The sequence below is a fragment of the Streptomyces sp. NPDC058671 genome (assembly GCF_042716475.1).
Lineage (GTDB): Bacteria > Actinomycetota > Actinomycetes > Streptomycetales > Streptomycetaceae > Streptomyces.
The window spans coordinates 45,547-70,293 of record NZ_JBHXSA010000006.1 but is presented as its reverse complement, the minus strand read 5'-3'; the positions used below and the strand labels follow the sequence as shown (position 1 = coordinate 70,293).

Sequence of the window (24,747 nt, the reverse complement as noted above, 5' to 3'; positions counted from 1 at the left end):
TGGGTAGAGGGGGACCCCTCTACCTGCCGGCCGACAGGAGGATCTCGGCGGGCACGGCGGCTTCGATGTCACGGCGCTGATAGCCCGCGCCGTTGGAGCCGCTGATCTTGACCTGCTTGCTGGTCCGCTTCACCCCGGCGGCCTCCAGCGCGGAGGCGAGGGCTTCGGCGTTGAAGTCGCCGTAGGTGTCCTCGTCGATGTTGACGAGTCCGGCGAGCAGGTCGGGGGTGAACATGCGCGGGGAGTGCCGCATGACCTCCAGGACGTCGGAGACGATCGGCGCCACGGACACGCCGGCCGCGTCAGCAGCCGCCGTCACGTCCCCGGCCGCGTCGCCGGTCAGCTGCCCGGCCGCCTCCCGCAGCGCACGGCCCTTGCGGCACAGGGCTGCGAAGGCGGGGCCGTCGAGGTAGTCGGCCCGCACCGTCACGTAGGAGGCCGGACCGGTCACCAGGACGCCGACACCCATGTGCTCCTCGGAGAGCACCGACGCGTCGGCGCCCTGCGCTGCCTTGCCCTTGCCCAGCACCATGTCGCTGGACGCGCGGTCGACGACCTGGGTGGAGTAGCGGATGGTGATGATCTCCCGCAGCTTGGTCGGCACGGAGTCGGCGTCGGGGCGCTGGGAGGCGTAGTTGGAGACCATCCCGGCCGCAGGGCCGCGGCGGGCGATGCGGCACAGGTCGTTGAGGACCTGCTCGCGGTCCTCCCGGTCCATGGCGGTGAAGTACTCCTGCAGTTCGTCGATGGTCAGGAAGATGACGGGCAGGTTGTACTTGACCATGATGTCCGGGGTGAGCTTGCCCTCCGGGCATACCGACGGCGGCAGGTCCCGCAGTAGCGCGAAGCGCCGTTCCATCTCCGCGAGCAGCTCGGCGAGCATGGCTTTGAGGGCGGTGATGGCGTCGTCCTCGGCGCCCATCACCAGGCGGTGGGCGACGGCCTTCATGGGCATCCAGTCAGCCCCGCCCTTGCCGTCGGCAACGTAGTGCCGCACGTAGGCGTCGAGGAGGCCGGCCGCCGTGAGGAGGCGCTGGGAGAACGTCTTGCCCCGGCGCGGGAGGCCGCCGAAGAACATCGACTGCCACATCACCGGCACGCTGATCCGGATGCCCCGAGCGTCCTGCCCGAAGGGGACCGGCTCCCAGATGGAGAACTTCTCCGCCTTCTCCAGCGGCGACGGGTTCGGGGTGCCAAGGTAGGGGTCGTCGTCGGAGACCCACATGGAGACGCGGCCGGCGTTGCCGCCGTTGACGGCGCGGACGCGGGACATGATGACCTGGATCTCGTCCACGCCGAGTTCCTGCGCGATGACCTCCCGCTTGGCCAGGACGTCGGAGGCGGTCTTGCCGCCGCCGCGGGGCATGTCGAAGATCACCGACCATCCGCGGCCGTCGCGGACGGGGCCCATCGTGCACGACACACGCGGCAGGTCCTTCTCGTCCTTGCCACCGCCGCTTTTCAGGAGGCCGGCGGCCCGCAGCGCATCGTTGAGCTGCTGCGCGGACATGTCCACCCGGATCGGCGGCGCCGCCTGATCCAGCAGCCGCGTCTCCTCGCCCCGGCCGAGGTGGGCGAGAGGGATGGTGACGGCTCCCGCGATCGCGGCCTGCAAGAGCGGGTCGGCCAGCATGATGCCGGTCGCGGCCGCCGCGACGCCGATCGCGGCGAGGCCGAAGCGCCAGCGGCGGCTCTGGGTGCGCTCCGCGTACGCGGCCTGGTGACGGGCCGCCAGGTCGATGTCCTCCGGCCGCAACTTCGACTGGGCCCTCAGGGCCTTCACGGTCGCGGACTGCTCCTGCGCCGTCAGCGTCGGCCACAGGCCCTTCGCGGCGCGGTAGAAGCCGCGGGCGGCCAGCAGCACGGTCTTGAGCAGGTACTTCGGGGTGCGTACGCCGTGGTAGCGGAAGTGCCACCACGCCAGACGCCCCAGGGCGGCAGCGTTACCGCGGAGGGACTTCACCGACCGCGCCCACACCGGGAGGACCGGGGTGTCGGGGACGGTCAGCCAGTCCGCGAGGGGGTTGCCGGGCAGGTCGACCACGTCCACCCCTGCGGTTTCCTCAACGTCCTCGGTGGGCTCGGTGGGGGCGGTGGTCTTGTCGAGGACTATCGGCGTCGTCGGGTCGGTACGGGTGGCGCGGTGGTCGTCGAGGCTGACCACGGTCGCCTCGGGCACGGGCTCGGTCATGATGGGGGTCTCCCACTGCTCGAAAGGGTGGAGGGATGGGCCCGGGGACGGCGCGGTTTCCTTGGCCGGGACGGCCGTCCCCGGGGCACAGCTACTTCTTGGCGTTCTTCTCGGCGCGCTCGCGGGCGCGGTCGATGACGCGGTCGACCTTCTTCTCCAGGTCGCCCTGGTAGACGGTTTCGCCGGCGATGCCTCGCTTGCACATGCGGGCGACGTACCAGGCGACCTTCGCGGTCTCCCCGGCGGTGAGCTTCGGGGTGTCGGGCATGGCTACTTCCCCCCGCTGGACTTGGTGGACTGGGCGGCTTCGGTCGTGGCGGCGGCCTGCGCGAGGCGGGCCCACACAGCGGCCTCCTCGATCGCGACCGGGCTGGGGTGCCCGCCGTAGATGGTGTTGCGGAGCAGCCGTTCGGCCTGCTCGCGGTACTCGTGGCTGGTCACGGGGTCCTTCCCGGCGCCGGGTCTGTCCCGACTCCCCACGACCCCCACATGGGGTGGGGACCGCAGGCAGCCGTCAGCCGCGGCGCTTACGGGACTTGGCCAGGGTCTTGGCGGCGGCCTTGCCGTCCGGGCCGCCGACCGAGTGCACGACGCTCACGACACCCCAGGACAGGACTGCGGCCAGGAACGCGAGCAGGGCCAGGTTCGCCGCGATCGCGGTGAGCGCGCCGACCAGCAGCGGACCGAAGTAGACCCCGGCCGCGACCATGCCCGCCCCGACCCCGGAGCCCAGCGCGATCCGCTGAACGGCGCGGTCGGGCGGTGCCTGGTGAATGTGCTGGTGAACCACCTGAGGGGTGGCGGTCGGCTGCAAGGCGGGGAGGTGGTCGGCGTAGGTGTAGGTGCCGTCCGGGAGCTGGACGACCCGGGCGGGTTCGGGGAGGTGGTTCACGACAGGTCACGTCCTCTCGTGGCCGCTCAGGCGGCGGTGGTGTCGGGGTAGGCGCAGGGCGTGCACATGCCGAGCGAGGTGGGGATGCGGTATCCGGCGTCCCGCCCGCACTCCGGGCAGACCCGCCGGGCGGCGTTCGCCCGCTCCAGGGCCGCCCACCGGGCCGGCGTCATCGGCCGGACCGGGCGGGCGAGGTCGACGCGGTAGAGGTATGCGATGAGGGGTTCGCGTCGGCGGCGGGGGCGTTCGAGCTGGGCCACGATCGGCTGGCCGCCGGGCCGCAGTCCGATCGCCCGGAGCTGCCGGAACGTCGCCAGCCCTTCCGGGGCGAGCCGCCAGCGGTAGACCGGGAGCGCGCTCACGGGGCTGTTGCGGTGCTGGTGGTGACGCGTCGCCAGGCGGCCCGCAGGCGGGTCTCGCTCGCCTGGTGGCCGGCGGCGCGGAAGCGGAGGGAGAGTTCGCGGTAGGACAGGGGCGGGGTCTGGCTGGTGTGGAGTTCGGTGACCACGCGATCCAGTTCGGCATCACTCAAAGCAGGCGCGTCCAGGGCGGGGACTGGCTCGTAGGGGCCCCAGACGGGGAGTTCCCAGCGGGGCTGTGCCCCGGGTGTGACGCGGTCGGTCACGCAGGTCAGAGCCCGTGCGGTGCCCTCGCCCTGCCGGGCCGCCTCCAGCGTCGACCACGCCCCGGACAGCCGTTCGGCGGTCCGTGCCTGGACGCGTGCGACGCGTGACCCGGCCTCCGTGACGGCCGTCAGCCGCGTCTCCTCCGTGCCCGCCTGCGCCCGCAGCCGAGCACGGGCCACGGCCGCCTCGTCCCGGGCCTCCTGCTGGATGCCGCGGATCGCGTCGAGCGCGACCGGGGTGAGGGCTGTGCGCTCCCACATGCCGTGCACGAGCCACAGGGCCTTGGCCCCGAGCGGGAGCCAGGACACCGCGAGCCATGCGCCGGTGGCGTCCTCGGTTAGCGCGTGGGCGATCAGGACGCCGGTGGCGGCGAGGCCGAACGCCCAGCCGACCGCGGTGACCGGGGTGGAGTGGTCGCCCTGTGCGGCGAGGCGGCGTTCGTAGGCGAGGGTGGCCAGCCAGCCGCCGTCCAGCCCGAGCCCGACCACGAGGGCGATCTGCCACGGCATCGAGCCGCCGAGCCACATCACCACCACGGCCAGGGTCAGGACCATGGACACGATCGTCATGGCGACCGCCGGGGCGGCGGTCGCGGCCTGCTTCCTCATCCCGCCACCGCCTCAGGCAGGTGCGGGTTGGCGGGGCGGGTCATCGCTCCTCACCCGCCTCGGCGAACCCCCCGCAGCGGTCCGCGCGGTACAGGAGGCGGGCGATGGCGACCACGCCGAACCCGGCGATCGCACCGACCAAGACGATGTCCCGGTTGCCGATGACCTGGCCCCAGACCTCCACCGCGGCGCACAGGACGATCAGGAGCCAGTAGGTGAGGCGGTTCACGCGGCACCGCCCGACTGCGCCAGGCCGGCGCGGTTGGTCAGGTCGCGGCGCTCCGCCAGGACCCGGTTACGGGCCCTCCGGATGCGCCGCTCGTCCAGCACGGTGGCCGGACGGTCGAGCGTCATGATCTCCGCGTCGAGCAGGTCGACCTCCGCCAGGATCAGCGGCATCTCCATCTCGACCGCGTCCAGCTCGACGTCCGACGGCTCACCGTCGAACGCCAGGGCCCCGCTCGTGGCGGGGAGTGTGATGATGGACTGCATTGGGTGTGTTCCTCTCAGACAGGAACGGCCCGAACCGAAGCCCCGGTGTTCGAGCACCGGGGCTTCTTGCCGTTTGGAACCATCCGGCTCCCCTCAACCCCGCCCGTACGGCGACCCGCGAACGGGCCCGGACGGGCGGAGGAGGCAACCGGCCGCAGCCGCTTAGCGGCTGCGGAGGGGCTGCATAGCGCTGTTCCGTAGGCGAGGACAGGACTCCCCTACGCCGCCCGCTTGTCGCTGGAGGGGGGCGGATGCCTCGAAGCACGCTGTTCAGTTCTCAAAGGGCCGTCGCTTCCATCGAGCCGTTTCACGGGCTCTCCGGGCGCCGGGGCAGCCCAAATAGGGGCCTCCCCGCTCGCCGGTCGGTTGAGATAACCGCCCGGCGGGCACGTCCCTAAGGTTCCCTAGGGTTCCCTGCGGTGTCAAGCAGTAAGCTAGGGAACCTCAGGGATGTCACGACAGGGAGCGAGCGACATGGCAGGCCAGGCCGACAATCGGGCCCCTTACGCGAAGATTGCTGCCCACTACGCTGAGCACATTGCGTCTGGTCAGCTCCCGCCGGGAACCCTCATGCCGAGCATCAAGAACCTCTCGGAGGAGTGGGGGGTAAGTACCGCCACGGTCGAGAAGGCCCTGCGCAAACTGCGCAATGACGGACTCATCCGCGGCATCCATGGCATTGGTACCGAGGTCCTAGACCAGCCCTCCTCGATGTCTTCCGGTTCCCAGAGGCAGGACCGAGGGCGCCGCACAGGGTCCAGCTGGGGGGAGGGAGAGCGGTCCGACTCGCACCGGGCGGCCGTGGTGCCGGCGCCAGAGGATGTGGCACAGGCGCTGGACATCCAGCCTGGCGCCGAAGTAGTTCGTCGGAGCCGCGTCTATCGGGACAGGCACGGCATCGTCGCGCACAGCACATCGTGGATTCCCGCGCGCTACGCTCGGCTGATTCCGCAGTTGGCGACGAGCGAGCGGCTGACGGGGGGTACCTCCCTCCAGCTCATCGCTGAGGCGACTGGGCACCCGATCAGCCATCGCGTCGACACGGCCTCCGCTTCACTCCTCACCCTGGAGTACGCGCGCCTCCTGGAGCTGGACCCCGATGATGCGCCCGCCGACCCGGTAGTCGTCATGACGGCCAAGTTCGTCGATAGCGAGGGCAACGTCGTGGAGTACGGCGTGGACCTTGGTGGGCCCGGCCGGACGTGGCGGACGCAATCAGAGGTCGTTGCGTGAGCGACGTGCACGACACGCAGACGAGCCTTTCGCCGGTCCGGCCGCCGTTCTGCGTCCTCATGGTCGGGCTTCCGGGCTCAGGCAAGACGACCCTGTCCCGCGCTCTTACAGATCGAGGGTTCGTCCGACTGTGCCCGGATGAGGAGATGTTCCGCCGGCACGGCGTCTACGGCGTGGACTTCCCGCGAGGTCTCTTTCCGTCCCTGGAGCGCCCCGTGCTCGAAGACGTGGCAGTTGAGCTCAGGGAACATCTGAAAGCTGGGCGGGACGTCGTTGTTGACCACGGCTTCTGGACCCCGGATGAGCGGTCGAAGTGGCGGTCAATCGCCGCCGACTCGGGCGCAACCCCTCTCCTCGTCTATCTTGCGGCAAGTCATGAGGAGTTGTGGGACCGGGTAAGCCGGCGCAATGAGTTCCATGCGAACGACCCAAACGCGATCTACTTCTCGGAGAGTGATCTCCAGCGGTATCGCACCCGCTTCTACCCTCCCCAGGCAGGAGAAACGCACGTGGTGTACGAGGGCGATCCCGCGACTGTGTTCGTCGCCCTTGAAGACCTCAGCTGAGGTGCTGGCGATCTGCGCCATAGGCGACGCGCATCTGCGCCTCAAACGCTGCAGGGTCGAGCCATGCGGAGCACGCACCGCCTCGAGGTCTGAAGGCTAGTCAGGGCTCTCTGTATCACTGCCGACCGACCCACCATATACAGGAAGCCACCTTACGGTCGGGGCTCGGGCAGCCGCTTCTGTCTTCGTCAACGGCTGCCCGAGCGCTGACCGCGGGCCCGACAGTTTGGGTTGGTGGGTGGTGGACGCACCTTTGGCTGAGACGGTCGGCTTTAGCGAGCTAAGTAGGCCTGTTGAGCCCAGACTTCATGTTCAAAACGAGGTGCCTTACCGGCAGGTCCGCAGAGTGTCCGTCGCTCCAGGAGCTTACGGAACCATGATCACTCGCCAGAGCAGATCCAGCCCAAGCACCACCGCCCCGGAATCCTTTGACGCGACTAGGGGCCCTGAATGTCTTGCACCACCCCAGTGATCTCCTTCACGATGGAAGTGCCTGAGTCGATTGATTCCTGCACCACTGCCACGCCACCGTTAAATGCTACACATACAGCGATTAGAGCAAGCCAACCCTTTTTCCAACGGTTAACCGTTCCGGGATTGGCGTTCTCCATCGTAGCTGAGGCTTCTGCTAGTGAGCCGATTACGCGACTTGCTTCAGAAGCAACGCGGGCGCCACCGAACAGTTCAACATTTTCAATCAACCAGATCAGGTGCTCGATTTGCGAGATCAACCCATCGCGAACCGGCCCTGAGATTTCACCATCCTCCATTCCACGAAGGAGGTCAAGCCACTCTCGGCACTGCTGTTCCATTCCTTCGATATCGATCCCGCGTGGAGCAGCAATGGACCCCACGAGGTTTCCAGCAATAAGGTCCGCAGTGGCCTCTAGATGGTCAAGCATGTCTTGCTTGATGATGGTGCTTGCCGGCCTTGACGCGTCGGTCCAGTTTGCCTGAGGTTGAACCAGGGAGTGCCACCACGAGTTGACGTATCGGAGGGTCCGATCCCGAGCTCGTTCAGGCAGTGCGTTTAGCTGTTCGATTGTCGTAACCATAAGGTGGACGACTTCCGCATGCCTCTTTGTGAACTCTGCAGAATCCCACGGGGCATCAAGAGCAAAGGACCAGCCGTCTGCCAGAGTGTTTTTTCCCGAACCCTGCACCTGGGAAAGTAGAGTGTGCAGATGATGTGCCGCAGTGTTTTCGCTAGAAAAGCTCATTTCTTCCCTCGTGCATGCCTGTTAGAACCCGGGCGTCGGGCGAGTGCTGTGACGATAGCACTCAATCAGTACCTCTGGCGGGGGAACCGTGGACTTCCTTGTAGGTAGAACGCGGCGTAGCCCACTAGGCGGGAGAGTGCGGTGTCACCCAGCCCATCTCGCTGATGAGCTTTCTGCCTTGCCGTCATCGCGGTAGCATCAGCCAGCCGCCGTCGTAGCCACTTCCCGGAGATATCTATGGCCATCATCAAGCATGCAATGCGCCAAACGCTCGGTCAGCTAATTGGAGCCAATAATCCGGTGGTCACAGTTCCGGACGACAGCCAACGTCAGTATGCGTGGTCCAAGAAGGAGGTGGACACGTACTGGGCGGATATCCAGAAGTTTAGGACTGCCAGGGCCACCGGAAGGGAGGCAGACTCCGAGTATTTCATCGGCCCCATCGTTACGATCGTGGACGAGCACAAGAAGGGGAGGTCTCTGCTCGACGGGCAGCAGCGTCTAACTACCTCCACGATTCTGATCGCAGTAATTCGAGACATCCTTTGGAGGATGGGTTCTCCCGAATCTCGCGCGACGGCGAATAATATGCAGCGAGACTACATTGCTAGGAAGGCTGGCCGTCGGGAGCCTATGGAGTATTTTTTGGCGCTATCTTTGTTTGATCGAGATTTTTTCCGTGATTTCATTCAAGATTGGAATGAAACATCGGGAAGCGCTAGGGGATCCGAGGAGCGTAAGCGCCCATCGCATAAGCTTATCCAGGAGGCCTACTCTAACTTTGAAAGCAAAGTGACTGGAGAGCTTGCTGTATTCCCGGACGAAGACTCTCGCCTGGATTGGCTCGACTCTTTGTATGAATGCCTAATTCAAGGCTTGGTATTCGTCGAAATCCAGACACCCACATCGAGTGACGCTAACGAGGTTTTCGAAACAATCAATTCGCGCGGCAAGGACCTCTCTACTGTGGACCTAGTGCGAAACTTTCTGATGGAGAAAAGCTCTGAGGAGTCATCTAAGCAGCGAGTGAATGATACATGGAGAGTGCTCCTAGATAACTTTGAGAAGCGGGAAGAAATTGAAAGATTCTTGCGGCATTTTTGGGTCGCTCGGCACGGAGATGTTAAGTCTCACAGTCTCTATGCTGCAATTCGGGGGGAGTTGAGTAGGGATTTCTCTAAAATTCCGCAGGTCTACTCCCCTAAAGCATTTGCTGCCGAGCTGGAAAGCGCGTCCCTGCGCTATGTTGACCTGATTCATTGCTCAACAGGCGTTGAGGAATTCGATAGTGCCTTGTTGGACATTAAGGCACTAGGTGCAGATGCGTTGCATCCATTGCTTTTGGCGGCCTCGGAGCGTAACGACTATGCCCAATTGCAGGATCTTATTGAGGCGTGCTTGAGCTACTACGTTCGCTGGACCGTAATTGGGACGCGGGAATCAACTGTGCTCGAAGAGAATATCTTTGGAGTGGCCAAAGAGTTTTCGGGAGGTGCGGGATGTTCTTCGATCATGCGCCGCGTCTGTAGCTGGATCCCCGACAATGATACTTTTCAGTCAGCGTTCGAGGAAGCCAGTCTTTCGAAGCCTTCGCAAGCTAGATATATCCTTACAAAGATCGAGGGGAAGCTGCGTGCCGAGGCTGACATTGACGATGTTTTCCCAGTGGGGTCGGCGAGGGTTCACATCGAAAGTATCTACCCTCCGCAGCCCGCCCCGCAGATCCGACTGGACGAACACGAGGCATGGGTTCATCGACTCGGAAACCTGACTCTGCTGAGCGGTAGAAGAAATCCGGAACTGATGAATCTGACTTATCCCGAGAAATCGCATCAGTATGAAGGGTCCACCCTGCTTGTCGCCGCTAGCACTGGAATCGAGCGGTTGTGGGACTCGGAGCGGGAGCAGTGGAGTCGTCAAGGTATTCGTGCGCGGCAGGCTGAAATGGCAAAGATTGCTCTTGAGCTGTGGCCCGATGCGGGGGCATGGTCCTAGTTCCACAAGGACAGCAACGGGCTGGAGGGCGGGTCTGTCGGTCTGGTGCTGGAGCGGGACGGCGAGAAGTAGTGCCGCTGTTGGCGAGACCGACGAGCAGCGGAGAGCCGGGCCGTCTCCGGGCCGTCCGAGGGCGGCCCAGGGTCGCCAACACCCACCGCTAGTCACCGGTCCCTGGTCACTGCGACCTGGATCAACAGGACTTGCCTGAGATCGGCGGCGCCTCTCGTCACTTCCTCCGCAACAAGAAGCAGGAGTGGGAGGAGTACCGCTCCGAGGTCACGGCCTTCGAGCTGCGGAAGAACCTGCCGGTGCTGTGAGCACCCTGCGCGCCCGGGGCCGACGGCACACCCGTCGGCCCCGGGTCTTTTCCCCGTACGCGCCTCTAGGGCCCGGCCCGGCTCCGGATGAAATGCGTTGCCGGGGAGTGCCGGGCCGTTCAGACTGCACCGGTGAAGATCCCTTCCGTCGCCACCGCGCGGCTTCTGTTGCATCCGTTGAGCGTGGACGGCGCCGAGCGTGTCGTCGCCCGGGAGCCGGGGGCCGGTGACCGGTGGGCCGAGGGGTATCCGCAGGACGGGGACGTCCGCGGGTGCACCGGGTTCCTGCGGGGGGTCGCCGATCGCGGTGATCCCGGGGTGTACCGGGCGTACGAGATACGGCTCCCGGAGAGCGCCGTCGTCGTCGGCGGGATCGGGTTCCACGGGCCGCCGGACGACCTCGGGGTCGTGACCGTCGGGTACGGGGTCGTGCCGGGGGAGCGGGGCAAGGGGTACGCCTCCGAGGCGCTGCGGGCGCTCGTCGAGATCGCCCGCGTGGCCGGCGCCGCCGGGGTGAGGGGTGACGCCCACCTGGACAACCCGGCCTCGCACAAGGTCATGGAGGCCGCGGGGATGCCGTGCGTGGCGGAGGACGAGAAGCTCCGCCACTTCTACCTGGCGCTCTGAGGCGCCGGCCTCAGCGTTCCGACAGCTCCGACGGGGCCTCCTGGACGACCCAGCCGTTGCCGTCCGGGTCCTCGAAGGCCATGAACGAGTTCCAGGTGTCGCCCTTGCCGTCCTCCCAGCCCGTCGCGCCGACGTGCCGGATCGGGGTGACGTCGACGCCCCGGTCCACGAGCTCCCGGCGGGCCGCCTCGATGTCGGTGACGCAGAGCTGGAGGCCCTGGAGGCTGCCCGGCGCCATGTTCTTCGTGCCCGGCATCGACGGCATCCCGCTGATCATCGCGATCGAACAGCGCGAGCCCGGCGGGGTCGCCTGGATGATGCGGATGCCCGGCGCCACCTCGTCGTCCAGGTCGATCTTGAAGCCGCACCTGTCGCCGTAGAACTCCTTTGCCCGGTCCATGTCGGTGACGGGTACGGGCACGACTTCCAGGGTCCAGTTCATGGGTTCTCCTCAGAAACGCCAGCGGGTCTGGCCGAAGGGGTCGCCCTTGGCGAAGCCGAAGACCGTGCGGGGCACGACCGCGAACACCAGGGCCGTACCACCGTCGCCCACGAACGCGCCCTCGCGCACCTCGAACCGCCAGTCCGGCCCGTACTTCCCCACGTACGCCTCCGCGAGCACCGCCAGCCGGCCCTCATCCGTCACCCGCTCCGCCTCGCCCTCCACCACCAGGTCGAAGCCCTCGCCGAGCGTGGGCGTGCCCGTGGTGAGGACGACCGACGGGTTGCCCGCCAGGTTGTGGGCCTTGCGTTCGTCGGGGCCGGTGCAGAAGTGGAGCGCGCCGTCCGACCACACCGCGATCAGCGGCGTGACGTGGGGGCGGCCGTCGGGACGTACGGTCGTCAGCCAGAAGACCTCGGCCGATGCGAGCCGGGCGGCGGCGTCCGGCCAGGACGCCGGGGCGGCCTCCGGGTCGCTGAAGCGGGGGTCCAGGGAAGTCCGCGGGTTCATCGCCGTTCCTTTCGCCGGGCCGGTCGCGCACCGGCAGGCGTACCGGGAGGTGCGCCTGGGTGCCTCTCTCCCTACGACCCGTCGGCGCCCACCAACTCATCGGTCCGCCGGAGTCCAGTGCAGCCTGCCGTCCAGGCCGATCGCCGCCACCCCGTCCGTCCCCGCGTCCGGCGCCCCCGCGAACAGGAACCGCTCCAGCCGCCACACCGGCCGGGCCCCCGCCCTGCCGTGCGGCGCCGTCGCCAGGAAACCGGTCCGCGACCGGACCGCGAGCAGGCCGTCGCCGCCGCTCACCGGCCCGAAGCCGGCGACTCCCGCGCCCGGCAGCTCGGTGACCGGGGAGACCGGGCCCGCGCCCGAGAAGTCGGCGCTCCGGAGGTCCCCGGAGGCCGGCTTGCGGAACCAGAGCCGTACGCCGTCGCCGTCCGGAGCCGCGCTCGCGCTCAGCGCCAGCGTCGTCGGCGGCAGCCCCGTCCGGGTCGGTCCGGTGAACCGCCCGCCGGGGTGGCGCTGCGCCCACGTCAGGACGGTGCTCGGGGTGCTCGCGAAGACATAGCCGCGCCCGGCCGCGTCCGTCGCCGCGACCGGGTCGCCGTACACGTCCGTGCCGCCGAGCGTCCGCCACGGACCCCAGCCGCCGTCCGCGCGCTGCTCGCGGACCGCCAGACGGTGGAGGCTGTCCCGCAGCAGCAGGGTCGCCCGGCCGTCGGCGGCCACGGTCACGGCGGGCGCGCTGATGTCCGAGGTGCCCCGGGCGTCCTCCCGCTCGGGCGTGCCGAGCGAGGACCACGGGCCGAAGGCGCCGCCCGGCGCCGCCTGCGCGGTGGTCACCACCTCGCGGCGGTAGTCGGCGGGCCCGCCCGCGAGCACCGTCCGGGTGCCGAACACCGCGATACGGCCGTCGGGCAGCGTCACCGAGGTGACCCCGCTGTCCAGGCCGCCGCCGGGCAGCAGAGTCGGGCCGCGCCAGGCGGTGCCGGTCGCCGGCTTGCGCCAGGCGGCGAGGTGTCCGTCGAGCACGGAGAACGCGTGGAGGCCGCCGTCCCGGTCCCGCTGCACCCAGGAGGTGGAGGTGCCGCGGGCGTACCGCACGGTCTGGGTCCAGCCCCGCCCGGCGGGCCGCGCCGCCACCTTCAGGTCCCCGCAGCCGGCGGGCGTCCCGCAGTCGTTGACGCCGTCCAGCCAGGCGTACGTCTCCATCGTCTTCAGCTTCGCGCCCGCCGTCTCGGGGTCGAGCGTGTGCGGCAGGACGCTGGTGGGGTAGCCGAGGTAGTTCTGCACGCCGACGCGCGGATGCCCGGGGACGTCGGCGTACCGGGCGAGCGCGGCCTGGGTGAACCTCGCCCCGTACAGGTGGTCCTGGTGGTCCCTGAGCTTCCCGCTCTTCGGGTCCTTGCCGGGGCTCGGGTCCTGCATCCGTACGAACGTCGGCCGGAAGCGGTCGAGCAGCCCCGTGATCGTGGCGACGACCTGGTCCTTCGTGTACGTGAAGTCGGCGCCGACCGGGGTGCCGGAGGAGCGCTGGGACTCCAGGGCGGTGACGCGGCCGTTCCAGAGGCCGTTGAGGCTGTGCGGACGGTCGGCGTTGATCGAACCGGCCTCGCGCAGCTGCAGCCACACCAGCGTGACCTGCGGCTGTGCGCGCAGGATGTCCAGTTCGGCCGTCGCGCCGCCGGCCGTGGGTATCGCGACCCGCTCCCAGGGGCTGGTGCGGCTGCCGGTCGCCATCTCGGCGTACGCGGCGCGGATGCCGTTCTGCCGGGCCTCGGCGTACTCCGCCTTGTCGGGCTCGGCCGCCGCGGCGTCGCGCGGGCGCGCGTTGACACCGTCCGACTCACCTGCCGTGAGGTAGACCGAGGTCAGGGGGTGGCCGGAGCGGATCGACTGGGATATGTCCGGGTTCATGAAGAACAGGTCGTCGTCCGGGTGCGCCACGATCTGCACCACGGAGGCGGGCGCCTTCCGGGGCCGGGCGGGCTCGGAAGGCGTCGGGGACGGCGGCGCGGGCGCCTCCGCCCCCGGCTGTGCCGCTCGGGCCTGAGGTCGGTCCGCCTCCGCCGTCGTCCTCGGCTCCGCCGCCTGTGCCGTCGGCGTCCGTGGCGCTCCCGTCACCGACAGCAGTCCGGCGAAGGTGCCGCCCACCAGGGCGGCCGTCACCACCACGGAGGCGGTCCTGCGGCGGGACGGGAGGAGACGACGGCGGGGGCGGACAGACATGTTCGGCGGCGCGCTTTCGAGCAAGGGGCGGACAGGCGACGGGTAACGGACGGGCGGCGAGGGTCGGGTGGGCGACCGGGACGGACAGGTGGAAGAGGCCCGTCCCGGTGGGACGGGCCTTCTCCCCGCCAAGACGGACTTTCAAGAAATACGGTTCATCGGCCCCGAAAAGCGATCAATGTGCGAGACGTCACGTGTGATCCTCTGCGAACCGAAGGCCCCGACGCTCCCGTCCCCCACTCCGGATAGGCTCGATCCGCCCGGCCCCACCCCGGGGCTGACCTGCTCGGAGGGAGCGGCGGAATGACGGTGCCCGGACGTAGAAGCAGCACCTTCTCCCGTCTGCTGCGGCACGGCTTCACCGCCCCCTCCGCCGCCGAGCGGCTCCTGGACCTGCCCGAGCTCTCCGCCCTGCGCGGCGACCCCGTCCTTCTCGACGCCCTGGGCGCCACCGCCGACCCCGACCTCGCCCTGCGCGGCCTGGTGCGCCTGGTCGAGGCGCAGCCCGAGGCCGAGCGGCAGAGGTTCACGACCACGCTGCTCTCCGCCAAGCCGTTCCGGGACCGGCTCCTCGGGGTGCTCGGCGCCTCGGAGGCGCTCGCCGACCACCTGGCCCGTCACCCCCGCGACTGGGAGTCCCTCGTCACGTACGAGGCGGTGGACCTGCACCCGGGGATCGCGGAGTTCGAGCGGGGGCTCGCCGACGCCGTCGACGCGGTCTCGCTGCGGGTCGCCTACCGCCGCTGCCTCCTCGCCATCGCGGCCCGTGACGTGTGCGGCACCATCGACGTCGCCGAGACCGCCGCCGAACTCGCCGACCTGGCCACGGCGACCCTGCGCGCCGCGCTCAGCCTCGCCCGTACCGCCGCGCCCGACGACGCCGCCCTGTGCCGGCTGGCCGTGATCGCGATGGGCAAGTGCGGCGGCCACGAGCTGAACTACGTCTCCGACGTCGACGTGATCTTCGTCGGGGAGCCGGCGGAGGGCGCCGACGAGGGCAAGGCCATCCAGGCGGCGAGCAGGCTCGCCGCGCATCTGATGCGGATCTGCTCGGAGACCACCGTCGAGGGCACCATCTGGCCGGTCGACGCCAATCTGCGCCCCGAGGGCCGCAACGGCCCCCTCGTCCGCACCCTCTCGTCCCATCTCGCCTACTACCAGCGCTGGGCGAAGACCTGGGAGTTCCAGGCGCTGCTGAAGGCGCGCGCCGTCGCGGGCGACGCCGAGCTCGGCGCCCAGTACATCGACGCCGTCTCCCCGCTGGTCTGGCAGGCCACCGAGCGGGAGAACTTCGTCCCCGACGTGCAGAAGATGCGCCGCCGGGTCGTCGACAACATCCCGGCCGCCCAGGTCGACCGCGAGCTGAAGCTCGGCCCCGGCGGTCTGCGGGACGTCGAGTTCGCCGTCCAGCTCCTCCAGCTCGTGCACGGCCGCAGCGACGCCGGACTGCACAGCGGCACCACCCTCGACGCGCTCGCCGCCCTCGCCGCCGGCGGATACGTCGGCCGGGCCGACGCGGCGCAGCTCGACGAGGCGTACCGCTTCCTTCGGGCCATGGAGCACCGCATCCAGCTGTACCGGCTGCGCCGCACCCACCTCGTCCCCGAGGACGAGGCCGACCTGCGGCGCCTCGCCCGCTCGCTCGGCCTGCGCACCGACCCGGTCGCCGCGCTGAACAAGGAGTGGAAGCGGCACGCGGCGGTCGTCCGCCGCCTCCACGAGAAGATCTTCTACCGGCCGCTGCTCGACGCGGTGGCCCAGCTCGCCCCCGGCGAGATCCGGCTCAGCCCGAAGGCGGCCGGACAACGGCTCGAAGCGCTGGGGTACGAGGACCCCGCCGCCGCCCTGCGTCACCTGGAGGCACTGGCCTCCGGGGTGAGCCGGAAGGCCGCGATCCAGCGGACGCTGCTCCCGGTGCTGCTCGGCTGGTTCGCGGACTCGGCGGACCCGGACGCCGGCCTGCTCGGCTTCCGCAAGGTGTCGGACGCCCTCGGCAAGACGCCCTGGTACCTGCGGCTGCTCCGCGACGAGGGCGCCGCCGCCGAGAACCTCGCCCGGGTCCTCTCCGCCGGGCGGCTCGCCCCCGACCTGCTGCTCCGCGCCCCCGAGGCGGTCGCGCTGCTCGGTGACCCGGAGGGCCTGAAGCCGCGCGGCCGGGACCATCTGGAGCAGGAGGTTTTGGCGGCGGTGGGCCGCGCGGGCGACGCCGAGCAGGCCGTGGCGGCGGCCCGCGGGGTGCGCCGCAGGGAGCTGTTCCGTACCGCCGCGGCCGACCTCATCGGCTCGTACGGCACGGAGGACAGCCCCCGGGAGATCGATCCGGGGGCGCTGGTCGACCGGGTGGGGGAGTCCGTCACGGATCTCAACGCGGTGACGATCGCCGGGGCCCTGCGGGCCGCCGTGCGGGCCGAGTGGGGCGGGGAGCTGCCGACCCGGTTCGCGGTCATCGGCATGGGCCGCTTCGGGGGGCACGAGCTCGGGTACGGCTCCGACGCCGACGTCCTGTTCGTGCACGAGCCGCGTGAGGGGGTCGACGAGCAGGAGGCCGCGCGGGCCGCGAACCGGGTGGTCGCGGAGATGCGCCGGCTCCTCCAGGTGCCGACGGCCGACCCGCCGTTGCTGATCGACGCGGACCTCAGGCCGGAGGGCAAGAGCGGCCCGATGGTCCGCACCCTGAAGTCGTACGCGGCCTACTACCGCCGCTGGTCGCTCGTCTGGGAGAGCCAGGCGCTGCTACGGGCCGAGCCCATGGCGGGAGACCGGGAGCTGGCGGACCGGTTCATCGAGCTCGTCGACCCGCTGCGCTATCCGGCCGAGGGCCTCGGTGAGGACGCGGTCCGCGAGATCCGCCGGCTCAAGGCCCGCATGGAGTCGGAGCGGCTGCCGCGCGGCGCCGACCCCACGCTCCACGCGAAGCTGGGGCGCGGCGGCCTCAGTGACGTCGAGTGGACGGTCCAGCTGTTCCAGATGCGGCACGGCTGGGCGGAGCCGGGGCTGCGGACCCCCCGTACCCGTGAGGCGCTCAGGGCGGCGAACGCGGCCGGTCTGATCGCGACGGAGGAGGCGCAGACCCTGGACGAGGCGTGGGTCCTGGCCACCCGGGTCCGTAACGCGGTCATGCTGGTGCGCGGCCGGCCCGGCGACACCTTCCCCTCGGAGCCGCGCGAACTCGCGGCGGTGGGGCGCTACCTGGGGTACGGGCCGGGGCGCGTCGGCGAGATGGTCGACGACTACCGGCGGATCACGCGCAGGGCCAGGGCGGTCGTGGAGGAGCTGTTCTACGGGGCGTGACAGCGCTCACCGCAGGTGAGGGCCCTGGAGGGGACGACCACGCACACGGCGGTCGCGCCGGGCCGGCCAGCCGTCACCGGCCGCCGGGTCACCTGCCGGAGCCGACCCGCGGCTGCTCCGCCGTCCCGTCGGCCGACTCGGTCTCGCGGGCGGGATCCGCCGCCGGGGCCGGGGCCCTCCGCGGCACCGCCCCGGGGGCCGGTTCCACCAGCTTGGGCAGGTGGTGCGGCCGGGAGCCGTACCAGAAGTACGAGACGAGGAAGCCGAAGGCCAGGCAGACCAGGCCGCCGACCGCGTCCAGCCAGAAGTGGTTCGCGGTGGCGACGATCACGACCAGCGTCGCCACCGGGTAGAGCACGCCCAGGATCTTCGCCCACGGCGCCTTGGCGAGCAGGAAGATCGTCAGACCGCACCAGAGCGACCAGCCGATGTGCATCGACGGCATGGCCGCGTACTGGTTCGACACGTGCTTGAGGTTGCCCGAGGCCATCGAGCCCCAGGTCTGGTGCACGAGCACCGTGTCGATGAAGTTCTGGCCGTTCATGAGCCGGGGCGGTGCGAGCGGGTACAGGTAGTAACCGACCAGGGCCACACCGGTGGTGGCGAAGAGGACCGTGCGGAACGCCGCGTAACGGCCCGGGTGCCATCGGTACAGCCACACGAGCACGCCGATGGTCACGACGAAGTGCAGGGTGGCGTAGTAGTAGTTCATCGACACGATCAGCCAGGTCACCGAGTTCACGGCGTGGTTGACGGCGTGCTCGAAGGCGAGACCGACGGACTCCTCGGCCCGCCAGATCCAGTCGGCGTTCTTCAGCGCCTGGGTCTTCTGCTCCGGCACCGCGTTGCGGATGAGGGAGTACGTCCAGTAGCTCACCGCGATGAGCAGGATCTCGAACCAGATCGTGGGGCGCCGGGGCGTGCTCGCGCGCAGGCGCGCGAACCTGCCGTCGGCCACGATGGGTGACGACGGGGTCGTCCGGTTTTCCAAACTCTTCACGGTCGTTTCACCCATAGGGAGAGAGTCTGCCAGATCCCTTCCCCCCGACCGATCATCCCCCGGACGGGTTCGGGGCGCACCCGGTCCTCCTCGGGAAGGACGTCCGAGGGCGGATGCGCAGGGGTCAGACGGAGGGACGGACGGCGGTCGGGGCCGAGGCGGTGGACCCGCGGACGACCAGCTCGGGCATGAACACGAACTCGGAGTGCGGGGCCGGAGTGCCGCCCACCTCTTCGAGCAGCGCGCGGACCGCGGCCTGTCCCATCGCCTGCACGGGCTGCCGGATGGTGGTCAGCGGCGGATCGGTGAAGGCTATGAGGGGCGAGTCGTCGAAGCCGACGACGGAGACGTCCCGGGGGACGTCGAGCCCTTGCTGCCGGGCGGCCCGGATCGCGCCGAGCGCCATCATGTCGCTCGCGCAGACGACCGCCGTGCAGCCCCGGGAGATCAGCGCCCCGGCCGCGGCCTGGCCGCCCTCCAGGGTGTAGAGGGAGTGCTGGATCAGCTCCTCCGACTCCTCCGGTCCGAGACCGAGCCGCTCCTCCATGCCCTTCTGGAAGCCCTCTATCTTGCGGAGCACCGGCACGAACCGCTTCGGTCCGACGGCGAGCCCGATCCGGGTGTGCCCGAGCGCGGCCAGGTGCGTCACCGCGAGCCGCATCGCCGCCCGGTCGTCGGGGGAGACGAAGGGCGCCTGGACCTTGGGGGAGAAGCCGTTGAGCAGGACGTACGGGACGCCCTTGCCGCGCAGCTGGTCGTAGCGCGTCATGTCGGCGGTGGTGTCGGCGTGCAGTCCGGAGACGAAGATGATGCCGGCGACACCGCGCTCCACCAGCATGTCGGTGAGCTCGTCCTCGGTGGACCCGCCGGGGGTCTGGGTGGCGAGGACCGGCGTGTAGCCCTGCCGGGTCAGGGCCTGCCCGATGACCTGCGCGAGCGCGGGGAAGATCGGGTTGTCGAGTTCGGGGGTGATGAGGCCGACGAGCCCCGCGCTGCGCTGGCGCAGTCGTACGGGCCGCTCGTAGCCGAGCACGTCGAGCGCGGCAAGGACGGACTCGCGGGTGGCGGTGGCCACGCCCGGCTTGCCGTTGAGCACGCGGCTGACTGTGGCCTCACTGACCCCCGCCTGGGCTGCGATGTCGGAGAGCCGCGCGGTCATGAGGATGGACTGTACCGGTCACCGGGCGTATTGCCCACCGACCGGGTGATGCAAGCCACCTCGCAAGGTCTTGCAGGAATTGCGGGGCGCGTAGGCGACGCCCGGGGGCGCGCGTGGCGGCCTGTGCGCCCCGCTGGAGCCCTCTTCCAGCTGCTGTCAAGCGATCCGATGGCAACCTTAGGGACACGCGGATGTAACGATCCCCGGTCCTTGCAGAAAGTTCCCGCAAGGTCTTTCGGCGCGTTTTCATCCCTGTTACGTTCCTGGCAACCCGGAGCGCCGCGAGGGAGCGGTCGCATGAGGAAGGTTCCAGCCCCTCGTCCCCCCGGGATCAGTTGAAGGAGTTCACATGCGGCGTGGCATAGCGGCCACCGCGCTGGTCGCGGCACTGGGCGTGACCCTGGCGGCGTGCGGGAGCGACAGCGGTTCGAACGGCGGCGGCTCGACGAGTTCGGGCGAGCTCTCCGGAACCGTGACCTGGTGGGACACCTCCACGGTCGGCTCCGAGGACAAGGTCTTCAAGAAGGTCGCCGAGGACTTCAAGAAGAAGCACCCGAAGGTCACCGTCAAGTACGTGAACGTGCCGTTCGGTGAGGCGCAGAACAAGTTCAAGAACGCCGCCCAGTCCGGCTCCGGCGCACCCGACGTCATCCGCTCCGAGGTCGCCTGGACCCCCGAGTTCGCGGACCTCGGCTACCTGGCCCCGCTCGACGGCACCCCGGCCCTGAAGGAGTCGGACGACTTCCTGGAGCAGGCCGCGGCCTCCACCAAGTACAACGGCAAGACGTACGCGGTGCCGCAGGTCATCGACTCCATGGGCATCTTCTACAACAAGAAGATCTTCAAGGAGGCCGGTGTCGCGGTCCCCAAGACCATCGACGAGCTCAAGACCGTCTCCGCCAAGATCAAGCAGAAGACCGGCAACCCCGGCCTGTACCTGCGCGGCGACGACGCCTACTGGTTCCTCTCCTTCCTGTACGGCGAGGGCGGCGACCTCGTCGACGCCGAGAAGAAGACGATCACCGTCGACAACGCCGCCGGTGTGAAGGCCTTCAAGGTCGTCAAGGACCTGGTCGACTCGGGCGCGGCCAAGACCGACGCGACCGACGGCTGGAACAACATGCAGACGGCCTTCAAGGACGGCAAGGTCGCCATGATCATCAACGGCCCCTGGGCCGTCTCCGACACCCACGCCGGCAAGGAGTTCACCGACAAGGCCAACCTGGGCATCGCCCCGGTCCCGGCCGGTTCGGCCGGTCAGGGCGCCCCGCAGGGCGGTCACAACCTCGCCGTCTACGCGGGCTCCAAGAACCTCGCCGCCTCCTACGCCTTCACCGAGTACATGACCTCGGCCGAGACGCAGGCGACGGTCGCGAAGGAGCTCAGCCTCCTCCCGACCCGGCAGTCCGTCTACATCAAGCCGGACGTGGCGACCAACGAGATGATCACCTTCTTCAAGCCGGTCGTCGACAAGGCCGTCGAGCGCCCCTGGATCCCGGAGACCGGCAGCCTCTTCGCGCCGCTCGTCACCGAGTACACCAAGGTCCTCACCGGCCAGACCACCCCGGACGCGGGAGCCAAGGCGACGGGTGACTCCTACCGCAAGCTCCTGAAGGACTGGAAGTAACAGGAAGGCAGGCCGGCTGATGGCTGTGGACACCCCCAGCCAGTCGGTGGTGAAGGCCGCGGGCGACAGCGTCGCCCGCGGCCGGAGCCGCGGAACTGGAAAGCCCCGGAGCGGGCCCAAGCGCTCCCTCTCCACCCACTGGTACGCCTGGGCGATGATCGCCCCGGTCACCGTCGTGATCGCCGTGATCATCGGCTACCCGCTGGTCCGCGGTGTCTACCTGTCCCTGACGAACGCCAACGAGCGGAACGTCGCACGGTCGATCGGGGTCAACGAGATCCCGGCCACCTACGAGTTCGTCGGTCTCGACAACTACGCCGACGCGCTCTCCGGCGGGCAGTTCCTCGGGACGCTCGGCTGGACGATCGTGTGGACCGTGTCCTGCGTGGCGATCACCTTCGCCCTCGGCCTGAGCCTCGCCAACGTCCTCAACCGCAGGATCGCCGGCCGCTCCGTCTACCGGATGCTGCTGATCCTGCCCTGGGCGGTGCCCGGCTTCGTCTCCGTCTTCGCCTGGCGCTTCCTCTACAACCAGGACAACGGTCTGCTCAACAAGCTCCTCGCGGGCGGCGGCATCGACGCGGTCCCGTGGCTGAACGACCCCACCTGGGCCAAGTTCTCGGTCATCCTCGTCAACGTCTGGCTCGGCGTCCCGTTCATGATGGTCGCCCTCCTCGGCGGGCTCCAGTCCATCCCCGGCGAGCTGTACGAGGCCGCCGAGATGGACGGCGCCAACGCCTGGCAGCGCTTCCGGCACATCACCATGCCCGGCCTCAGCGCGGTGTCGACGACGGTGATCCTGCTCTCCACCATCTGGACCTTCAACATGTTCCCGGTGATCTTCCTGCTCACCCGGGGCGGACCCGGCGAGGCCACCCAGATCCTCGTCACCCAGGCGTACAAGTTCTCCTTCGAGATCAGCCCGCGCGACTTCGCCCAGTCGTCCACGTGGGGCGTCCTCATCCTGGTCCTCCTGATGATCTTCGCCGCGATCTACCAGCGCGTCCTCCGCAAGCAGGGAGAAGTCTGGTGACCACCACGACCCCCACCCCGCAGACCGCGAACCTCCCGGTCCGCGGCCGCCGTTCGCCGCTCGCCTCGGTCGCGCTGCACGTCACGCTCGTCGTGGCGTCGGTGATCGCCGTCTTCCCGGTCCTCTGGGTGCTGCTGACCTCGCTGAAGCCCGCGAAGTACGCCATCACCACGGACTTCTTCAAAGAGACGACGTTCGAGAACTACACGAACCTGCTGAACGACACCCCGTTCCTCACCTGGTTCGGGAACTCGCTGCTCGTCGCCGGACTCACCACCGTCGTCGGCGTCTTCATCTCCGCCACCACGGGCTACGCCGTCAGCCGCTTCCGCTTCCCCGGCAAGCGCGGCCTGATGTGGACGCTGCTCATCACCCAGATGTTCCCGGTCGCCGTCCTCATCGTGCCGATCTACAACATCATGGCGTCGATGGGCCTGCTCAACCAGCCGGTCGGCCTGGTCGTCACGTACCTGACGATCGCCGTCCCCTTCTGCGCGTGGATGATGAAGGGCTTCTTCGACACCATCCCGCGTGAGATCGACGAGTCCGGCTACGTCGACGGGCTCACCCCGTTCGGCACGTTCTGGCGGCTGATCCTGCCGCTCGCCAAGCCGGGCATCGCCGTCACCGCCTTCTACTCCTTCATCACCGCCTGGGGCGAGGTCGCCTACGCCTCCGCCTTCATGGTCGGCGACGAGAACCTCACCCTGGCCGGCGGACTGCAGAAGTTCGTCAACCAGTACGGCGCCCAGTGGGGCCCGATGGCAGCGGCCTCCGTGCTGATCGCCGTCCCCGCCGCCCTGGTGTTCCTCTTCGCCCAGCGGCACCTGGTCACCGGCATGTCCGCCGGTGCCGTCAAGGGCTGACGGCCCTGAGCGCCCCTCCTGTACGCACCTCCTTACCTCCCAGGGAAGCCATGACCCAGCATCTCGCCACCCCGGCCGACGCCCCGACCACCGGCACGCACACGGGCTGGTGGAGAGACGCCGTGATCTACCAGGTCTACCCGCGCAGCTTCGCCGACGGCAACGGCGACGGCATGGGCGACCTGGAGGGCGTCCGGCGCCGGCTGCCGTACCTCAAGGACCTCGGCGTCGACGCCGTCTGGCTCTCGCCGTTCTACGCCTCGCCGCAGGCCGACGCGGGGTACGACGTCGCCGACTACCGGGCCATCGACCCCATGTTCGGCTCGCTCCTCGACGCCGACGCGATGATCCGCGAGGCCCACGACCTGGGCCTGCGCGTCATCGTCGACCTGGTGCCCAACCACTCCTCCGACCAGCACGAGTGGTTCCAGCGCGCGCTGCGCGAGGGCCCCGGGTCACCGCTGCGCGAGCGCTACCACTTCCGCCCCGGCAAGGGATCGAGCGGCGAACTGCCGCCCAACGACTGGGAGTCCATCTTCGGCGGCCCGGCCTGGACCCGCACCGTGGACCCGGACGGCACCCCCGGCGACTGGTACCTGCACCTGTTCGCCCCGGAGCAGCCCGACTTCAACTGGGAACACCCCGCCGTACGCGACGAGTTCCGCTCCATCCTCCGCTTCTGGCTCGACATGGGCGTCGACGGCTTCCGCGTCGACGTCGCCCACGGCCTCGTCAAGGCCGAGGGCCTGCCCGACCTCGGCGCCCACGACCAGCTGAAGCTGCTCGGCAACGACGTCATGCCCTTCTTCGACCAGGACGGCGTCCACGAGGTCTACCGCTCCTGGCGGCAGGTCCTCTCCGAGTACGACGGCGAGCGCATCCTCGTCGCCGAGGCCTGGACGCCCACCGTCGCGCGCACCGCGAACTACGTGCGCCCCGACGAGATGCACCAGGCCTTCAACTTCCAGTACCTGGGCACCCACTGGGACGCGGCCGAGCTGCGACGCGTCATCGACGAGTCGCTGGAGGCGATGCGCCCGGTCGGCGCCCCCACCACCTGGGTGCTGTCCAACCACGACGTCACCCGGCACGCCACCCGCTTCGCCAACCCGGCGGGCCTCGGCACCCAGCTGCGCACCGCCGGCGACCGCGAACTCGGCCTGCGCCGGGCCCGCGCCGCGACCCTGCTGATGCTGGCCCTGCCCGGCTCGGCCTACGTCTACCAGGGCGAGGAGCTCGGTCTGCCGGACGTCACCGACCTGCCCGACGAGGTGCGGCAGGACCCGTCGTTCTGGCGGGCCAGCGGCCAGGACGGCTTCCGCGACGGCTGCCGGGTCCCGATCCCGTGGACCGTCGAGGGCTCCTCCTACGGCTTCGGTGACGGGGGTTCCTGGCTGCCGCAGCCCGCGACCTGGGGCGCGCTGAGCGTCGAGGCGCAGACCGGCGACCCCGGCTCCACCCTGGAGCTGTACCGCAGCGCGCTCGCCGTCCGTCGCGAGCGCCCCGGACTCGGTGCGGGCGAGTCCGTCGAGTGGCTGGAGGCACCCGAGGGTGTGCTCTCCTTCCGCCGTGACGGATTCGTCTGCACCGCCAACACCACCGGCCGGGCCATCTCCGTCCCGCTGCCCGGCCGGTACCTCCTCTCCAACGAGGAGGTCGAGATCGTCGACGACGCGGCCGAAGTGCCCGCCGACACCACCGTCTGGTGGGCGGTGTGACGATTCCCCTGCCGCGGGGGGCCGGGGACGGCGCCCCCCGGCGCGCGGACCACGCCGCCCCCGCCGGGGGGGGCGCGGCCCCCCGCAGCCCGGGCCGCCACGGGAAGGCGGGCG

At 69.4% G+C, this 24,747-nt stretch carries 23 protein-coding genes and 1 pseudogene; 10 read left to right on the top strand and 14 right to left on the bottom strand.

Features of this window, described 5'->3' with window-relative positions:
• Window positions 1–19 precede the first annotated feature (19 nt).
• The 8 genes from ACFWV2_RS09425 to ACFWV2_RS09390 all read right to left on the bottom strand — a co-directional run bounded on the left by ACFWV2_RS09425 (window position 20) and on the right by ACFWV2_RS09390 (window position 4,809).
• The gene (locus ACFWV2_RS09425; RefSeq protein ID WP_384404197.1) at window positions 20–2,191 is read right to left on the bottom strand and encodes a cell division protein FtsK; all 2,172 of its coding nucleotides are present in this window, start codon (window positions 2,189–2,191) and stop codon (window positions 20–22) included.
• A 91-nt stretch (window positions 2,192–2,282) separates the two neighbouring features.
• Entirely contained in the window at window positions 2,283–2,459 is a 177-nt protein-coding gene (locus tag ACFWV2_RS09420; protein WP_384404194.1) for a DUF6257 family protein, read from the bottom strand.
• A gap of 2 nt (window positions 2,460–2,461) precedes the next feature.
• Window positions 2,462–2,632, bottom strand: coding sequence for a hypothetical protein (locus ACFWV2_RS09415; RefSeq protein ID WP_384404191.1), 171 nt, complete (start codon window positions 2,630–2,632; stop codon window positions 2,462–2,464).
• 73 nt (window positions 2,633–2,705) lie between these two features.
• Window positions 2,706–3,083 carry a DUF6251 family protein gene (locus ACFWV2_RS09410; protein WP_384404188.1) on the bottom strand — a complete coding sequence of 126 codons (378 nt, stop codon included), beginning with the start codon at window positions 3,081–3,083 and terminating at the stop codon, window positions 2,706–2,708.
• Between the two features lie 26 nt (window positions 3,084–3,109).
• Window positions 3,110–3,445 (bottom strand): RRQRL motif-containing zinc-binding protein, encoded by a 336-nt coding sequence (locus tag ACFWV2_RS09405; protein WP_384404185.1) that lies wholly within the window; start codon window positions 3,443–3,445, stop codon window positions 3,110–3,112.
• Window positions 3,442–4,317: a protein spdB gene (locus tag ACFWV2_RS09400; RefSeq protein WP_384404182.1), complete on the bottom strand. Its 876-nt coding sequence runs from the start codon at window positions 4,315–4,317 to the stop codon at window positions 3,442–3,444. Before ACFWV2_RS09400 ends, ACFWV2_RS09405 begins: the two co-directional genes overlap by 4 nt.
• Window positions 4,318–4,357: 40 nt before the next feature.
• The gene (locus tag ACFWV2_RS09395) at window positions 4,358–4,546 is read right to left on the bottom strand and encodes a hypothetical protein (protein ID WP_384404179.1); all 189 of its coding nucleotides are present in this window, start codon (window positions 4,544–4,546) and stop codon (window positions 4,358–4,360) included.
• Window positions 4,543–4,809, bottom strand: coding sequence for a DUF6284 family protein (locus ACFWV2_RS09390; protein WP_384404176.1), 267 nt, complete (start codon window positions 4,807–4,809; stop codon window positions 4,543–4,545). Before ACFWV2_RS09390 ends, ACFWV2_RS09395 begins: the two co-directional genes overlap by 4 nt.
• Window positions 4,810–5,283: 474 nt before the next feature.
• On the opposite strand from ACFWV2_RS09390, the gene ACFWV2_RS09385 reads away from it, so the two are divergent.
• Together ACFWV2_RS09385 and ACFWV2_RS09380 are read left to right on the top strand one after the other, a co-directional pair.
• A complete protein-coding gene (locus ACFWV2_RS09385) occupies window positions 5,284–6,042 on the top strand; it encodes a GntR family transcriptional regulator (RefSeq protein ID WP_384404173.1) in 759 nt (252 codons plus the stop codon).
• On the top strand, window positions 6,039–6,608 hold the full coding sequence (locus ACFWV2_RS09380) for an AAA family ATPase (RefSeq protein WP_384404170.1): 570 nt from the start codon (window positions 6,039–6,041) through the stop codon (window positions 6,606–6,608). The genes ACFWV2_RS09385 and ACFWV2_RS09380 overlap by 4 nt, the downstream gene beginning before the upstream one ends.
• A gap of 437 nt (window positions 6,609–7,045) precedes the next feature.
• Here the strand turns inward: ACFWV2_RS09380 and ACFWV2_RS09375 are convergent, their stop codons facing one another.
• Window positions 7,046–7,828, bottom strand: coding sequence for a hypothetical protein (locus ACFWV2_RS09375; protein ID WP_384404167.1), 783 nt, complete (start codon window positions 7,826–7,828; stop codon window positions 7,046–7,048).
• 237 nt (window positions 7,829–8,065) lie between these two features.
• On the opposite strand from ACFWV2_RS09375, the gene ACFWV2_RS09370 reads away from it, so the two are divergent.
• From ACFWV2_RS09370 to ACFWV2_RS09360, 3 genes and pseudogenes are all read left to right on the top strand, one after another.
• Window positions 8,066–9,823, top strand: a complete 1,758-nt coding sequence (locus tag ACFWV2_RS09370; protein ID WP_384404163.1) for a DUF262 domain-containing protein — start codon at window positions 8,066–8,068, stop codon at window positions 9,821–9,823.
• Between the two features lie 233 nt (window positions 9,824–10,056).
• Window positions 10,057–10,143, top strand: a pseudogene (locus ACFWV2_RS09365) (glutamine synthetase); the annotation flags it as partial.
• Window positions 10,144–10,275: 132 nt separating this feature from the next.
• Entirely contained in the window at window positions 10,276–10,770 is a 495-nt protein-coding gene (locus tag ACFWV2_RS09360; RefSeq protein WP_384404161.1) for a GNAT family N-acetyltransferase, read from the top strand.
• 10 nt (window positions 10,771–10,780) lie between these two features.
• Here ACFWV2_RS09360 and ACFWV2_RS09355 read toward each other — a convergent pair whose 3' ends face one another.
• From ACFWV2_RS09355 to ACFWV2_RS09345, 3 genes are all read right to left on the bottom strand, one after another.
• Window positions 10,781–11,212, bottom strand: coding sequence for a VOC family protein (locus ACFWV2_RS09355; protein ID WP_384404158.1), 432 nt, complete (start codon window positions 11,210–11,212; stop codon window positions 10,781–10,783).
• A gap of 9 nt (window positions 11,213–11,221) precedes the next feature.
• A complete protein-coding gene (locus ACFWV2_RS09350; RefSeq protein ID WP_384404155.1) occupies window positions 11,222–11,722 on the bottom strand; it encodes a pyridoxamine 5'-phosphate oxidase family protein in 501 nt (166 codons plus the stop codon).
• Window positions 11,723–11,818: 96 nt separating this feature from the next.
• Window positions 11,819–13,939, bottom strand: coding sequence for a PIG-L family deacetylase (locus ACFWV2_RS09345; RefSeq protein WP_384404152.1), 2,121 nt, complete (start codon window positions 13,937–13,939; stop codon window positions 11,819–11,821).
• A 303-nt stretch (window positions 13,940–14,242) separates the two neighbouring features.
• On the opposite strand from ACFWV2_RS09345, the gene ACFWV2_RS09340 reads away from it, so the two are divergent.
• The gene (locus ACFWV2_RS09340) at window positions 14,243–17,230 is read left to right on the top strand and encodes a bifunctional [glutamine synthetase] adenylyltransferase/[glutamine synthetase]-adenylyl-L-tyrosine phosphorylase (RefSeq protein ID WP_384404149.1); all 2,988 of its coding nucleotides are present in this window, start codon (window positions 14,243–14,245) and stop codon (window positions 17,228–17,230) included.
• A gap of 88 nt (window positions 17,231–17,318) precedes the next feature.
• Here ACFWV2_RS09340 and ACFWV2_RS09335 read toward each other — a convergent pair whose 3' ends face one another.
• Both ACFWV2_RS09335 and ACFWV2_RS09330 read right to left on the bottom strand, forming a co-directional pair.
• Complete coding sequence (locus tag ACFWV2_RS09335; protein WP_384404146.1) at window positions 17,319–18,245, bottom strand: phosphatase PAP2 family protein; 927 nt, start codon at window positions 18,243–18,245, stop codon at window positions 17,319–17,321.
• A gap of 109 nt (window positions 18,246–18,354) precedes the next feature.
• Entirely contained in the window at window positions 18,355–19,389 is a 1,035-nt protein-coding gene (locus tag ACFWV2_RS09330) for a LacI family DNA-binding transcriptional regulator (protein ID WP_384404143.1), read from the bottom strand.
• A gap of 349 nt (window positions 19,390–19,738) precedes the next feature.
• On the opposite strand from ACFWV2_RS09330, the gene ACFWV2_RS09325 reads away from it, so the two are divergent.
• The 4 genes from ACFWV2_RS09325 to ACFWV2_RS09310 are packed head-to-tail and all read left to right on the top strand — an operon-like array spanning window position 19,739 to window position 24,633.
• Window positions 19,739–21,016, top strand: coding sequence for an extracellular solute-binding protein (locus ACFWV2_RS09325; protein WP_384404140.1), 1,278 nt, complete (start codon window positions 19,739–19,741; stop codon window positions 21,014–21,016).
• 19 nt (window positions 21,017–21,035) lie between these two features.
• Window positions 21,036–22,049, top strand: coding sequence for a carbohydrate ABC transporter permease (locus ACFWV2_RS09320; protein WP_384404137.1), 1,014 nt, complete (start codon window positions 21,036–21,038; stop codon window positions 22,047–22,049).
• Complete coding sequence (locus ACFWV2_RS09315; RefSeq protein ID WP_384404643.1) at window positions 22,043–22,915, top strand: sugar ABC transporter permease; 873 nt, start codon at window positions 22,043–22,045, stop codon at window positions 22,913–22,915. Before ACFWV2_RS09320 ends, ACFWV2_RS09315 begins: the two co-directional genes overlap by 7 nt.
• 50 nt (window positions 22,916–22,965) lie before the next feature.
• Window positions 22,966–24,633, top strand: a complete 1,668-nt coding sequence (locus tag ACFWV2_RS09310; protein ID WP_384404134.1) for a glycoside hydrolase family 13 protein — start codon at window positions 22,966–22,968, stop codon at window positions 24,631–24,633.
• Window positions 24,634–24,747: the final 114 nt, after the last annotated feature.